13 protein-coding genes are annotated in these 14,343 nt (G+C 68.7%); 12 read left to right on the top strand and 1 reads right to left on the bottom strand.

Annotation, left to right across the window (positions count from 1 at the left end):
• Nucleotides 1-67: 67 nt before the first annotated feature.
• Nucleotides 68-499, bottom strand: a complete 432-nt coding sequence (locus tag AMK34_RS05910) for a VOC family protein (RefSeq protein WP_016334582.1) — start codon at nucleotides 497-499, stop codon at nucleotides 68-70.
• A 103-nt stretch (nucleotides 500-602) separates the two neighbouring features.
• On the opposite strand from AMK34_RS05910, the gene AMK34_RS05905 reads away from it, so the two are divergent.
• The 12 genes from AMK34_RS05905 to AMK34_RS05850 all read left to right on the top strand — a co-directional run bounded on the left by AMK34_RS05905 (nucleotide 603) and on the right by AMK34_RS05850 (nucleotide 14,306).
• Nucleotides 603-1,259, top strand: a complete 657-nt coding sequence (locus AMK34_RS05905; protein ID WP_038512940.1) for a GntR family transcriptional regulator — start codon at nucleotides 603-605, stop codon at nucleotides 1,257-1,259.
• Nucleotides 1,256-1,780, top strand: a complete 525-nt coding sequence (locus AMK34_RS05900; RefSeq protein WP_241832693.1) for a hypothetical protein — start codon at nucleotides 1,256-1,258, stop codon at nucleotides 1,778-1,780. The genes AMK34_RS05905 and AMK34_RS05900 overlap by 4 nt, the downstream gene beginning before the upstream one ends.
• Nucleotides 1,781-1,923: 143 nt before the next feature.
• The gene (locus tag AMK34_RS05895; protein ID WP_241832692.1) at nucleotides 1,924-3,234 is read left to right on the top strand and encodes an ABC transporter substrate-binding protein; all 1,311 of its coding nucleotides are present in this window, start codon (nucleotides 1,924-1,926) and stop codon (nucleotides 3,232-3,234) included.
• 3 nt (nucleotides 3,235-3,237) lie between these two features.
• A complete protein-coding gene (locus AMK34_RS05890; protein ID WP_073843489.1) occupies nucleotides 3,238-4,194 on the top strand; it encodes a carbohydrate ABC transporter permease in 957 nt (318 codons plus the stop codon).
• Complete coding sequence (locus tag AMK34_RS05885) at nucleotides 4,187-5,026, top strand: carbohydrate ABC transporter permease (protein WP_037338559.1); 840 nt, start codon at nucleotides 4,187-4,189, stop codon at nucleotides 5,024-5,026. Before AMK34_RS05890 ends, AMK34_RS05885 begins: the two co-directional genes overlap by 8 nt.
• A gap of 32 nt (nucleotides 5,027-5,058) precedes the next feature.
• Entirely contained in the window at nucleotides 5,059-6,390 is a 1,332-nt protein-coding gene (locus AMK34_RS05880; protein ID WP_073843487.1) for a GH1 family beta-glucosidase, read from the top strand.
• Nucleotides 6,391-6,517: 127 nt separating this feature from the next.
• The gene (locus tag AMK34_RS05875; protein WP_073843485.1) at nucleotides 6,518-7,993 is read left to right on the top strand and encodes an amidohydrolase family protein; all 1,476 of its coding nucleotides are present in this window, start codon (nucleotides 6,518-6,520) and stop codon (nucleotides 7,991-7,993) included.
• Entirely contained in the window at nucleotides 7,990-9,132 is a 1,143-nt protein-coding gene (locus AMK34_RS05870; RefSeq protein WP_073843484.1) for a M20 family metallopeptidase, read from the top strand. Before AMK34_RS05875 ends, AMK34_RS05870 begins: the two co-directional genes overlap by 4 nt.
• 31 nt (nucleotides 9,133-9,163) lie before the next feature.
• Nucleotides 9,164-10,048 (top strand): GNAT family N-acetyltransferase, encoded by an 885-nt coding sequence (locus AMK34_RS05865; protein WP_073843482.1) that lies wholly within the window; start codon nucleotides 9,164-9,166, stop codon nucleotides 10,046-10,048.
• Complete coding sequence (gene menC / locus AMK34_RS05860; RefSeq protein ID WP_073843480.1) at nucleotides 10,045-11,151, top strand: o-succinylbenzoate synthase; 1,107 nt, start codon at nucleotides 10,045-10,047, stop codon at nucleotides 11,149-11,151. Before AMK34_RS05865 ends, menC begins: the two co-directional genes overlap by 4 nt.
• Before the next feature lie 76 nt (nucleotides 11,152-11,227).
• The gene (locus tag AMK34_RS05855; RefSeq protein WP_073843478.1) at nucleotides 11,228-12,898 is read left to right on the top strand and encodes a PucR family transcriptional regulator; all 1,671 of its coding nucleotides are present in this window, start codon (nucleotides 11,228-11,230) and stop codon (nucleotides 12,896-12,898) included.
• 139 nt (nucleotides 12,899-13,037) lie between these two features.
• Entirely contained in the window at nucleotides 13,038-14,306 is a 1,269-nt protein-coding gene (locus AMK34_RS05850) for an MFS transporter (RefSeq protein WP_073843476.1), read from the top strand.
• Nucleotides 14,307-14,343 lie beyond the last annotated feature (37 nt).

The following is a 14,343-nucleotide window of genomic DNA, read 5'->3' as shown; positions in this document are numbered from 1 at the left end:
CGTGAAGGCCTCCTTGAGGGACTCTGGGTCCCTCAAGGAGGCCTTCACGGACTTGCGCGCCCCTCGGTCAGGCGGCGAAGACCTGCGAGTCGTCGGCGAAAGCCTTGAACTCCAGCGCGTTGCCCGCCGGGTCCAGCAGGAACATCGTCCACTGCTCCCCGGTCTGGCCCTCGAAGCGGACGTAGGGCTCGATGACGAACGAGGTGTCCGCGGCGCGCAGCCGGTCCGCGAGCTTCTGGAACTCCGGGACGGTGAGGATCAGGCCGAAATGGGGGACGGGCACGTCGTGACCGTCGACCGGGTTGTGGATCCGCTGCGGCCGTTCCGGGGCGAGGTGCGTGACGAACTGGTGGCCGTGGAGGTTCCAGTCGATCCAGGTGTCAGAGCTGCGGCCCTGTTCGAGGCCGAGGACTTCGCCGTAGAAGGTGCGCGCGGCGGCCAGGTCGTCGACGGGCATGGCGAGGTGGAAGCGCGGGATGGGGGAGTCGAGGACGGTCATTTCGAGGGATCCTTTCCGGCGGAGCGAAGCACTTGTCGCAATGTTAACATTAGGACAAAGTGCGAGGGTCGCTACGATCAGCCGTTCCGGCGGAAGGATGAGGATGAGCGAACCCGGCAGGGTGGTGCCGGCGCGTCGTCGCGGGCTGGCGGACGAGGTGGCCGACAGGGTCAGGGACGCCATCTTCGGCGGCGCCTATCCGCCCGGCGCGCAGCTGCGCGAGGTCGAGCTTTCGGCGGCGCTCGGCGTCAGCCGCGGTCCCGTGCGCGAGGCGTTGCTGAAACTGGAGCGCGAGGGCCTGGTCCGCAGTGAATGGCATCGCGGCGCGATCGTCACGACGCTGTCCGATGTGGACGTCGCGGAACTCGACAGCCTGCGTTCGGCGCTGGAACAGCTCGCCGTCCGGCTCGTGGTCGCGAACGCGCCGGAGGCGGATCTGGCCGCGATCGACGAGGTCGTCGACCGGATGGACCGGGCGCGCGACGAGCACGAGATGGTCCGCTGCGACATCGACTTCCACGACGCGGTTTATGCCGCGTCCGGGCATCGGCGGCTCGTCGAGGCGTGGCAGGCGATCCGGTCCCAGGTGTACCTGTTCCTGCTGACGCGGATCGGAGTGAGCTCCGACGGCTACCTCACGAGCATCCCGGCCGAGCATCGCCGGCTGGCGTCCGCGCTTCGTGCCCGTGATGGCGAGAAGGCGCTCGAACTCTTCGCCGTCCACCGCGGGGAAGCCTTCGACGTGCTGACCGGGAAGTGACCGTGCTCAATATCCGGTTCAACGACCTGGCCGCCGCCGCACTCGGCCCGGCGGATGCGCTACCGCTCGACCGGTTGGCGACGGGGCTGCGGGAGATGATCGCCGACGGGGTCGAGCTTGCCGGTGAAGTGGTCACGCTCGGAGGCGTCCCCGCTTGGGCGGGACGGCCGCCGGGAAGGCAGGCCGACCTGACCGGCTGGGAGTGCTTCGTCAGCAGCTTCCATCTCGAAGACCACCTGCCGATCGAAGCGGGAAGCCTGCCCGACGGCGAACCGGTGATCTCCGAAGCGGATCAGATCCTGATGTTGCGTCACGGCCTCGGGTTCGCGCTCGAGATCGCCAAGGTGGCGCCGGTCCCCGTCCGGTGCGTCGTCGGCGCCAACAGCACGAACGGGACGTTCCGGTTCCACCGTGCCCGGCCGGGGGAGTCCTGGCTTCACAACGATCTGGACGCCTATCGTAGGGAGAAGGTGATCACCGTCGATCACGGTCCCGCGACCCTGGGCGGAACCCCCTGGTGACCGATACGGCGGCGAGGTGGACGAAATGGTGCCCTGGGTCTTGACGCCAAGGTGGGCCACGGCTTAACTCAAGCCCTGAAATAAGGCGTGTCCCGGGTCACAGGCTCCGGACGCGGCTTGGCCACTCACCCCGAGGACCATCGATGCGAATCGGAAAGATCGCTCCCGCGCTCGTCCTGGCGCTGGCGGCCGCCGCCACGACGGCGTGCGGCGGCGGCGACACGTCGTCCAGTGCTCCCAAGGAGCTCGTGTACTGGGCGTCCAACCAGGGCACCAGTCTCGACAACGACAAGGCCGTCCTGCAGCCCGAACTGGACAAGTTCGAGAAGGCCTCCGGGATCAAGGTCAAGCTCGAGGTCGTCCCGTGGACGGATCTGCTCAACCGGATCCTCGCGGCCACCACGTCCGGCAAGGGGCCGGACGTGCTCAACATCGGCAACACCTGGTCGGCCTCGTTGCAGGCGACCGGGGCGTTCCTGCCGTTCGACGACGCCGCGCTGGAGAAGGTCGGCGGGAAGTCGCGGTTCCTCGGCCCGTCGCTGGCGGCCACCGGGGCGAGCGGGCAGCCACCGGTCGGCGTACCGCTCTACGGCCAGGCGTACGGCCTGTACTACAACAAGAAACTCTTCGCCGAGGCCGGAATCACCAAGCCGCCGGCCACCTGGGAAGAGCTCGTCGAAGACGGCAAGAAGCTCACCAAACCCGACAAGGGCCAGTGGGGGCTGTCGCTGCAAGCCGGCCAGGTCACGGAGAACAGCCACCACGCGGCGATCCTCGGCGCTCAGCAGGGCGCGCAGTTCTTCACCGCCGAGGGCAAACCTCAGCTCGCGTCGGATCCGTCGGTCGCGGCCGTGCAGCAGTTCGTCGACCTGATGCAGAAGGACAAGATCGTCAACCCGGCCAACGCCGAGTACGCCGACACCGCCAAATCCCTCAAGGACCTGTCCGACGGCAAGGCCGCGATGTTCATGAACCAGGCTTCCGCGGGGTCGTTCAAGAACATCGGGATGGACATGGCGAACCTCGGTGTCGCGCCGATTCCGCTCCCCGCCACCGCGCCGCCGAACGGGCGGAAGGTGACCAGTTTCGTCGCGGGCATCAACATGTCGGTCTTCAAGAACACGAAGAACCCCGACGCCGCCCTGGATTTCGTCAAGTTCATGGTCTCGGCACCGGAGCAGGCGCTGCTCAACAAGACCTACGGTTCGCTGCCGACCGTCCAGGACGCCTACAGCGACGCGGCGTTCCAGACCGAAGACGTCAAGGTGTTCCAGAACGTGCTCGCGAATTCGGCCGAGCCGATGCCGCAAGTTCCGCAGGAATCGCAGTTCGAGACCCTCGATCGGCACCGCGATGAAGGGGATGTTCGCCGACGTCGCGGCGGGCAAGCCGGTCGACGGGGCCAAGATCCGCGACCAGCTGAATCAGGCGGACCAGCAGATCGCGGCCGGTAGTTGATGCCGACCGCGCTCGACGACGCCCCGGCCGTGAAGGCGGCCGGGGCGCCCGGCCCCCAGGGTGTCCGGCGCAAGCGGCGCCGGGTCGCGCTGCCGTATCTGCTCCTGCTTCCCGCGATCCTGCTCGAACTGCTCGTCCACCTCATCCCGATGGTCGCCGGGCTCGTGATGAGCTTCTTCAAGCTCACCCAGTTCTCCATCCGGGACTTCTCGTCGGCCCCGGCGGCGGGGCTGGACAACTACAAGTTCGTCCTGGACTTCAACGCGGCGGCGGGGAAGTCGCTGCTCGGCTCGTTCTGGATCAGCATCCTCTACACCGTCCTTTCGGTCGGGTTCTGCTGGCTCTTCGGGACGTCGGCGGCCGTGCTGATGCAGAAGGACTTCCGCGGACGCGGTCTGCTCCGGACGCTGTTCCTGGTGCCGTACGCGCTGCCGATGTACGCCGCGGTGATCACCTGGTCGTTCATGTTCCAGAAGGACACCGGCCTGGTGAACGACCTGCTGGGCACCGATTCCTTCTGGCTCATCGGGGACAACAGCTTCTGGTCGCTGGTGGTCGTCTCGCTGTGGCGCAACTGGCCGTTCGCGTTCCTGATCGTGATGGCCGGGCTGCAGAACATCCCCGGCGAGTTGTACGAGGCGGCCGCCATCGACGGCGCGAGCTGGTGGCGCCAGTTCCGGGCGATCACCCAGCCGATGCTGCGCCCGGTCAACCAGGTTCTGCTGCTGGTGCTGTTCCTGTGGACGTTCAACGATTTCAACACGCCTTATGTCCTTTTCGGAGCGTCCGCGCCGAAGGAGGCGTCGCTGATCTCGATCCACATCTACCAGAGCTCCTTCGTGACCTGGAACTTCGGCCTCGGCTCGGCGATGTCGGTGCTTCTGCTGCTGTTCCTGCTGATCGTCAGCACCGTCTACTTGGGACTGACCGCGCGCAGGAGGAACGCCGTTGTCTGAGCCTCGCTGGGTCCCGTGGGCCCGCCGATTCGTCCTCGGCTTCCTCGCCCTGTTCACCCTGATTCCGCTGTACGCGATGGTTTCTTCGTCGCTGAAGCCGCTCGGGGACGTGCAGGGCACCTGGGAATGGATCCCGACGACGCTGACCATCCAGCCGTTCTTCGACATCTGGGAGACCATCCCGCTCGCCGAGTACTTCGTGAACAGCCTGGTGATCTCCGGTTCGGCGGCGATCCTCTCGGTGGTGATCGCGATCTTCGCGGCGTACGCGCTGAGCCGGTTCCGCTTCCGTGGCAAGAACTTCTTCAAGATGACCGTGCTGTCCACGCAGATGTTCCCGGGCATCCTGTTCCTGCTGCCGCTGTTTCTGATCTTCGTCAACATCGGCAACACCACCGGCATCGTCCTGTACGGCTCCCGGCTCGGGCTGATCATCACGTATCTGACCTTCTCGCTTCCGTTCGCCATCTGGATGCTCGCCGGCTACATCGACTCGATCCCCAAGGAACTCGACGAGGCCGCGATGGTCGACGGCACCGGGCCGTTCGGCGCGCTGATCCGCGTGGTCGTCCCGGCGGCCATGCCGGGCATCGTCGCGGTGGGGATCTACTCGTTCATGACGGCCTGGGGCGAGGTCCTGTTCGCGTCGGTGATGACCGACTCGGGCACGCGGACCCTCGCCGTCGGTCTCCAGGAGTACTCCACCCAGGTCCAGGTGTACTGGAACCAGGTCATGGCCGCGTCCCTGATCGTCTCCGTCCCGGTCGTCGCCGGATTCCTTCTGCTCCAGCGCTATCTCGTCGCCGGGCTCACCGCCGGTGCCGTGAAATGACCCGCCCGTCGCTCCGTACAGAGAGGTCCGTCTTGAATCTGCACCTGCCCGCCGATTTCCTGTGGGGTGCGGCCACCGCCGCGTACCAGGTGGAAGGCGCCGTCGACGCCGACGGCCGTCTCCCGTCCATCTGGGACGACTTCGTCCGGGTCCCGGGTGCCGTCCTGAACGGTGACACCGCCGACGTCGCGTGCGACCACTACCGGCGCTGGCCGGAGGATCTCGCCATCATGAAGCAACTGGGCCTCGACGCCTACCGCTTCTCCGTCGCTTGGCCGAGGGTGATCCCGACCGGTCGCGGCACGGTCAACGCGGCCGGTCTCGACTTCTACGACCGGCTGGTCGACGCGTTGCTCGAAGCCGGGATCCGGCCGTTCGCCACGTTGTTCCATTGGGACCTGCCGTCGGCGCTGACAGGCGGCTGGCCGGAGCGCGACACGGCCTACGCGTACGCCGATTACGCCGCCGTCGTCGCGGCTCGGCTGGGAGACCGGGTCGCGGACTGGAACACCGTCAACGAACCCCTGTGCTCGGCTTGGCTCGGCTATCTCGAAGGCCGGTTCGCCCCTGGCGTCAAAGACCTCAAGCAGGCCATCGACGCGTCGCACCATCTCCTGCTCGCGCACGGCCTCGGCGTGCAGGCGATCACAGCCAACGCCGCGCGGGCCGCCAACGTCGGCCTGGTCGTCAACCTCAGCGGGATCGAGCCCGCGTCGGACTCGGCCGCGGACGTCGAGGCGGCGAAGCGGATGGACGGACACGTCAACCGCTGGTGGCTCGACCCGTCGAACGGCCGCGGCTACCCGGCGGACATGATCGAGGTCTACGGCGTCGAACCACCCGTGGTCGGGAACGACCTGGAGGTGATCTCGACGCCGGTCGGCTTCCACGGGCTGAACTACTACTTCCGGCAGATCGTCGAGGACGATCCGGGCGGTCCCGCGCCCCGTGCCCGGCAGGTGCCGGTCGAGGGCGCGGCGACCACGGCGATGGGCTGGGAGATCCACGGACAGGGGCTCGCGGACCTGATCCACCGGCTCGCCAACGAGTACGGCGCTCGCGCCATCTACGTCACCGAGAGCGGCGCGGCCTTTGACGACAAGGTCGGTGAGGACGGTTCGATCCACGACGCCGACCGCATCGCCTACCTGGAGGAACACCTGGGCGCGGTGGCCGGGGCCGCTGAAGCCGGGGCTCCGGTGAAGGGCTACTTCGCGTGGTCTCTGCTCGACAACTTCGAATGGGACAGCGGGCTGAGCAAACGGTTCGGGCTCGTGCGGGTCGACTACGACACGCAGGTCCGCACGGTCAAGGCGAGCGGTCACCGGTACGCGGAGATCATCGCGGAACACCGGAAACGCTGACGGGTGCCGGTATGCGGTTCGTGCGGGCGGATGGACCGAGGGGTCCGGATTCGTCGCGCGGTACGAACGGACGTCCGCCGAAACCTCCTAGGGTCGCCATGAACGAGGCGATCCTAGGAGGCGAAGTATGCGGACACTCTTGCGTGGCGGTCGTGTCATCGATCCGGCGACGGGCTTCGACGGTACGGCCGACGTGCTGGTATCCGACGGGGTGGTCACCGCCGTCGGGGAGGGTTTGACCGCCGAGCCGGGCGACGTGGAGATCGACGTCCGCGGGCTCGTCGTCGGACCGGGTTTCATCGACCTGCACAGCCACGTGCACACCATCGCGGGCCAGCGGCTGCAGGCGATGGACGGGGTGACGACCGCACTCGACCTCGAAGCCGGTTTGATGCCGATCGAGCGAGCGTATGCCGAGGCGGCCGCGGCGGGACGGCCGCTGCACTACGGGTTCTCCGCGTCCTGGGGCGCCGCGCGGGCGCAGGTGCTCGCCGGGATCGAGCCGGACGCGAACATCGACAGCGGCTTGGCGGTCCTCGGAAACCCTGTCTGGCAAAGGACGTCGTCACCGAAGGAGCTCGCCGCTTGGCTGTCCCTTGTGGACGGTGAGCTGGCCGCCGGCGCGCTCGGCGTCGGTGTGCTCCTCGGCTACGCGCCCGACACCGATCCCGGTGAGTTCCTCGCGCTGGCCCGGCTGGCCAAGGAGGCCGGGGCGCCGACCTACACCCACGTCCGTGAGCTGGTCGAGGTGAATCCGGAGACGCCCATCGACGGCTCGGCGGAGATCGCGATCGTCGCGGCCGAGACCGGCGCGGCGATGCACCACTGCCACGTGAACAGCACCTCCGGTCACCAGATCGAGCGAGTGCTCGCGGCGCTCGAAGCCGGGCGCGCGGCCGGGTCGCGGGTGACCGTCGAGGCCTATCCGTACGGGGCGGGCAGTACGGGGATCGGCGCGGCGTTCCTCTCACCCGAACGCCTGAAGATGAAGGGCCTCTCGCCGTCCAGCGTGATCATGCTGGAGTCGGGGGAGCGGATCGCCGACGAAGGCCGTCTGCTCCAGGTGCGTGCCGAGGATCCCGGCGCGCCGTGCATCCTGGAATTCCTCGACGAGAGCAGCCCGCACGACCTCGGTCTGCTGCACCAGGCGCTCGCCTTCCCGGACGCCATCGTCGCCAGTGACGCGCTGCCCGTGTACTGGAAGAACGGCACCAGTGAGAGCACCGAATGGCCGTTGCCGCCCGGCGGGGCGACGCATCCGCGCACGTCCGGGACGTACAGCAAGACGTTGCGGCTGATGGTGCGGGAGAGCAAGGCCTGGACGTGGCTGGAGGCGTTCCGGCGCTGCTCCTACCTGCCCGCGCGGGTGCTCGACGAGGTCGCTCCCGGCGCGGTGGCGAAGGGACGGCTGAACGTCGGAGCCGACGCCGACATCGTCGTCCTCGACCCGGAAACCATCACCGACGCGGCGACCTACTTCGACTCGACTCGGCCTTCGGTCGGCGTCCGGCACCTGTTCGTCTCGGGGGTCCCGGTCGTCACAGACGGGAATCTGCGCACGGACGCGTTCCCCGGGAAGCCGTTGCGGGGTGAGCCTCGATGAGCGACCTGCTCGCCGACATCGAGACGCTCGTGCGCTGCGAGTCGCCGTCGTCGGATCACGCGGCTGTGGCCCGCAGCGCCGAAGTGGTGGCCGAGGTCGGCCTGAGGCTGCTCGATGCTGAGCCCGAGCGGATCGTCGTGGACGGGGTCACCCATCTCCGGTGGCGATTCGGCGACGGCCCGCCCCGGGTGCTGCTGCTCGGTCACCACGACACGGTGTGGCCCCACGGTTCGCTGGAGACGCATCCGTTCTCGGTGCGGGACGGGGTGCTGCGCGGCCCCGGTTGCTTCGACATGAAGGCGGGCGTCGTGATGGCGCTGCACGCCGCGGCGACCGTCCCCGACCGCGACGGACTGTCCATTCTGGTCACTGGTGACGAGGAGATCGGTTCGCCCTCGTCACGCGCGCTGATCGAGGAGACCGCGGCGGGCTGTGACGCGGCGTTCGTGCTGGAGGCTTCGGCCGACGGTGGTGCGCTGAAATGCCGCCGCAAAGGCGTTTCCCACTACCGGGTCGAGGTCGTCGGCCGCGCCGCGCACGCCGGGCTCGAACCGGAGAAGGGCGTCAACGCGGGAATCGAGATCTCCCACCAGATCCTCGCGGTGGCCGCGCTCGCCGACCCCATGGCCGGGACGAGCGTGACACCCACCGTCGTCTCGGCGGGAACGACCGTCAACACCGTGCCCGCCGCCGCGAGTGCGGCCGTCGACGTCCGCGTCTGGGACGAGGCCGAGCAACTCCGCGTCGACCGGGCCATGCGGGCACTCCCTCCGGTACTGGAAGGAGCCGAGGTCCGGGTGACCGGCGGGATCAACCGGCCGCCGCTCGAAGCGGGCTCGTCGGCCGGATTGTTCGCGCTGGCCCAGGACCTGGCGGGCGAACTCGGCCTCGGGGAACTGACCTCGGCGTCGGTCGGTGGCGCCTCGGACGGCAATTACACCGCGGGTATCGGGATTCCCACTCTGGACGGTCTGGGCGCCGTCGGGGGCGGGGCGCACGCGGATCACGAACACGTCGTCGTCGCGGAACTGCCGCGCCGCACCGCTTTGCTGGCCGCGCTCGTGGAGAACGTGCTCGCGAAACGGGATCCGTCCGGTGCGACGAATCGCGCGGGCGAATCTGGTACGGCACGACGGTGACTCGGCCGTCGTGCGGGGAAAGGATTGTCCCGTGACGAATCTTGCGACGAACGCGGAAAGCCTCGCGTCGGCGGAGGTGCGCGACGAAGCCGTCGCGGCCGCGCGGGCCGCGGCCGCGGCTTCGGGCGTCGAAATCCGCGAACTCACCGAAATCGCCGAGCTGGCCGCGGTGGTCGGCCTGTTCGAGTCCATCTGGCGATCGGCACCCGGCGCGCGGCCGGTGAGCACGGAACTGCTCCGCGCGATGTCCAGCGCGGGCAACTACGTCGCGGGCGCCTTCGAGAACGGTGAACTCCTGGGGGCCTGTTTCGGGTTCTTCGGGAATCCCGGAAAGGCGAGCCTGCACAGCCACATCGCCGGCGTCGCCAAAGCGGGGGTGGGCCGCGGGATCGGGCACGCGCTCAAACTGCACCAGCGCGGCTGGGCGCTGCAGCAGGACGTCTCGGTGATCACCTGGACCTTCGACCCGCTGGTGCGCCGCAACGCCTATTTCAACCTGGGGAAACTTGGCGCGCGTCCGATCGGCTACCTGCCCGATTTCTACGGTCCGATGGAGGACAGCATCAACGGCTCGGGCGACACCGACCGGCTGATGGTCGGGTGGGACCTCGAAAGCCCGGAGGTCCGTGCCGCCGCGTTCGGAGAACCCGTCCTCATCGACGCGGAAGCGCTGGGCGCGGCGAAGGCGCTCACGGTCGACTCCGACGGCGGTCCGAGTATCGGATCGGCCGACGCGCCGACCGTGCTCGTCGCCGTCCCGCCCGACATCGAACGGTTGCGCCGCACCGACCCCGGTCGCGGCACCGCGTGGCGCGCCGCCCTGCGTGAAGTCCTCGGTGGACTGATGGCGGACAACGCCCAGGTCACCGGTTTCGATCGTGCCGGCTGGTACGTGATCTCGAAGGAGCAGTCGTGAAACTCAGCGGTGTGGAACTGCGCCGGATCCGGATGCCGCTCGTGGCCCCGTTCCGGACGTCGTTCGGAACGCAGTCCGAACGGGAACTGCTGCTCGTCCGCGCGGTGACCCCGGCGGGTGAGGGCTGGGGCGAATGCGTCGCGATGGATGCGCCGCTCTATTCGTCGGAGTACAACGACGCCGCCGAGCATGTGCTGCGCACCCACCTGATCCCCGCCCTGCTGGCCGCGGAGGACGTGACCGCGCACAAGGTGACGCCGTTGCTGGCGAAGTTCAAAGGGCACCGGATGGCGAAGGGGGCGCTGGAGATGGCGGTCCTCGACGCCGAACTCCGCGCACACGAACGGTCCTTCGCGGCCGAGCTCGGGTCCACACGCGACTCCGTGGCCTGCGGGGTCTCGGTCGGGATCATGGACTCGATCCCGCAGCTGCTCGACGTCGTCGGCGGCTACCTCGACGAAGGCTATGTCCGGATCAAACTGAAGATCGAGCCGGGCTGGGACGTCGAGCCGGTCCGTCAGGTGCGCGAGCGCTTCGGTGACGACGTGCTGCTCCAGGTCGACGCGAACACCGCGTACACCCTGGGCGACGCGCCCCTGCTGTCCCGGCTCGACCCGTTCGGCCTGCTGCTGATCGAGCAGCCGCTCGAAGAGGAGGACGTGCTCGGCCACGCCGAACTGGCCAAGCGGATCCGGACGCCGATCTGTCTCGACGAGTCGATCGTCTCGGCCAAGGCGGCCGCGGACGCGATCAAGCTGGGCGCGTGCCAGAGCGTCAACATCAAACCGGGCCGCGTCGGCGGTTACCTCGAAGCCCGCCGGGTGCACGACGTCTGCGCGGCGCACGGCGTGGCGGTGTGGTGCGGCGGGATGATCGAAACCGGACTCGGCCGCGCGGCCAACGTCGCGCTGGCTTCGCTGCCCGGTTTCACGCTGCCGGGTGACACGTCGGCCTCCGGCCGGTTCTACCGCACCGATATCACCGAGCCGTTCGTGCTGGATGCCGGACAGCTGCCGGTGCCGACCGGGCCAGGGCTCGGCGTGACTCCGATTCCCGCCATCCTGGACGAGGTCACCACGGAGAAAACGTGGATCGGTTCGTAGCGCGCCACGAAATCCGGGGTTAGATTTGGTCGGATCGAACCAGTCGGTTCGGTGAGACCGGGTTTAACTTCGGGGGGTGCTGACACCGGTGCCCAGCAAGCCGCATACGAGCTTGGGACGCGTCCTCGAAGACCTCGGGGACGTGCTCCTGGAGCCGGTCGCGGTCGGCCGGACCACCCGCAAGCAGCTCGGCGGGGTGGTCATCCACGATCCGCACGACGAATCCGAAATCCCTGGCGGGGCCGTCGTGCTCGGCGTCGGGGTGCGGGATCAGGACGAGGTCGTCCGCCTCTTGCACGACGCGGGTGCGAGAGGCGCGGCGGCACTCGTCGTCCGGTCTCCCGTCACCCCGGCGCCGGAACTCCGCCGCGCCGCGGACTCGTCCGGGGTCGCCCTCCTCGGCCTCGCGCGCGGCGCGTCCTGGACACAGCTCGCCGCCATGCTCCGGACCTTGCTGGCCGAAGAGGACGTCGGCGAGGTCTCGCCCCAGACGCTCGGCGGAATGCCGTCGGGTGATCTCTTCGCGCTGGCCAACGCGATCGCCGCGCTGCTGGACGCGCCGGTGACCATCGAAGACCGCAACTCGCGTGTCCTCGCGTTCTCCGGACGTCAGGACGAGGCGGACCCGTCCCGCGTCGAGACCATTCTCGGCAGGCAGGTGCCGGAGCGGTTCACCCGCGGCCTGGAACAGGACGGCGTCTTCGAGCGGCTGTACCGCGACCAAACGCCGGTCTACGTCGACCCGCAGCGGTACGACGACATCGAGATCGTCCTTCCCCGGGTGGCGCTCGCCGTCCGCGCCGGCGACGAGGTGCTCGGCTCGATCTGGGCCGCGGTGCGGGAACCGCTCAGTGAAGAGCGGACACAGGCATTGATCGACGCCGCCAAACTCGTCGCACTGCACATGCTCCGGCTGCGGGCCGGCGCCGACGTCGAACGACGGCTGCGCGCGGACCTGGTGAGCACGGCGCTCGAAGGCGGCGCCGGCGCGCAGGAAGCGATCGCCCGGCTCGGCCTGCTCGGCCAGCCGTCGATCGTGCTCGCCATGGGCCTGCTCGGCGCGCCCGATCCCGAGGACGACCTGAGGCTGGTCGCGGACCGTCAGCGGGTCGCCGACGCGCTGGCCATGCATCTGAGCGCCGTCCAGCCCCGTTCGGCCGTCGCGCTGGTCGGCGACGTCGCCTACGGCATCCTCCCGATGCCCGGCGGGCACGCCGACTGCCAGGAGCGTTCGGTGCGGGTCGCGTCGACCTTCCTGGAGCGCACGGGACGCCGGGCGGCGGCCGCGATCGGCATCGGACCGCTCGCGCTCGACGCGTCCGGACTGCACGCCTCCCGCGACGGCGCGGACCGGGCGTTGCGGGTGCTGCTCACCAACGGCGGCGCCAAACGTGTCGCCACCGCGGACGACGTCCACGTCGACGCGCTCATGCTCGATCTGGCCGACCTCGCCGCGGCGAGGGGAGACGTCGCGACAGGACCTGTCGCGCGGTTGCTCGCCTACGACGCGCAGCACCAGTCACAACTGGTGCACACCCTTCGATGCTGGCTCGACGCCTTCGGTGACATCGGAGCCGCGTCCGCGTCGGCCTACGTCCATCCGAACACCTTCCGCTACCGGCTGCGGCGGCTCGCCGAGGTCGGCGAGATCGACCTCGACGACGCGGGGGAGCGGTTCGCGGCGATGCTGCAGTTGCGGCTGCTGCCCCGTGACGCGCGGACCGGACCGCCGGGCGCCGAAGACTGACGTTGGTCTTCCGGCCCGAAACGACGGCGGATGTTCGTGTGATCGCACGAACTCCGCTCGCCGGCCGCGTTTCAGAATGAGTGATCGGCGCCACGCTCGCGTCGTTCTCCTTCTCTCCCAAAGTTTCCGCGGAGGCGCCATGACGGCAGTGGTCAACGAGGACACCTGGACAGCACGGCGGATCAACCGGACGGCGCTCATCACGATGGTGGTGATGGTGTTCGCCTGGGCGGTCGACTACATCGACCGGTTCTCGATCGGGATGGCGCTGCCGATGATCGGCGCCGAATTCGAGCTCAGCAAGACCCAGCAGGGCTGGCTCGTCACCGTGTTCGCGCTGGTGTACATGGTCTGCCAGATCCCGGCGGGTTTCCTCGCCGACCGGTACGGCTCGCGGGGGCCGATGCTGGCCACGCTGCTGCTCTGGTCGGCGTTCACGGCGATGACCGGGATGGCGGGCACGTTCGGCATGCTGCTCGTCGTCCGTGGCCTTTTCGGCGTATGCCAAGGACTTTTCCCGGCCGCATCGTTCAAGGCGATCGCCGAACGGACCACCCCCGGCAACCGCGCGACGGTGACCGGCGTGATGTTGTCCGCCGGCGGGATCGGCGCGGGGCTGGCGCCGCTGATCGTCGGCCCGCTGCTGATGGCGGTCGGCTGGCGGCACACGTTCTTCTGGATGGCGGGTGTCGGCGCGATCATCGGCGTGGTCGTCTGGACGCTGCTTCCCAAGGCACTGCCCGAAAGGCTGAGCAGCCTTCCGCGCGACGAGGCGAAGACCCCGGAGGTCTCCCGCAAACAGGTGCTGAAGTCCTTTGTGGTCTGGAAGTTCACGCTGTTGTTCTGCGCCACCAACATGCTGAACTACGGCCTGATCACCTGGGTGCCCAGCTATCTGCTCGAGGCGCGGGGACTGACGCTGAACCAGACCGGTGTGCTCGCGGCGATCCCGATGCTGGTCAGCATCGGCACCACCATCCTCGGCGGCTGGCTGTTCGACCGCTACTTCCACGACCACGGCCGGTGGTACCTCAGCTCGATCGCGCTGGTGACCGTGGTGCTGCTGATCCTGATGGTGTCCGCGGAGACCACGGCGGAGTTCACCCTGTACGAGACGCTCGCGCTCGCGGTGTTCGGCATGGCGACGATGGCGGTCTTCGGTCTGCCGCTGCGCGTGCTGCCCACGGCGGTCACCGGGATCGGCATGGGAGTGATGAACTTCGGCGGCCAGGTGGCGGGCGCGGTCGCGCCGGTGGCCATGGGGTGGCTCGCCGACGCCTTCTCGTACACCGCGGCGTTCGGATTCCTCATCGGCACGACGTTCCTCACCGCCGTGATGGCGTTCTGGGTGCCGCAGAACCCGGCGCAGTTCACGTTCTCCCCGGCGAGTCCCAGCTCGGCGTCGTGAGTGGCGTTTCGGGTTAGAACCCGAAACGCCACTCACG

It is taken from the genome of Amycolatopsis sp. CB00013, from assembly GCF_001905755.1.
Classification (GTDB): Bacteria; Actinomycetota; Actinomycetes; order Mycobacteriales; family Pseudonocardiaceae; genus Amycolatopsis; species Amycolatopsis japonica.
Note: the sequence above shows the minus strand (reverse complement) of the source record. Positions and strands in the feature narration are given on the sequence as shown.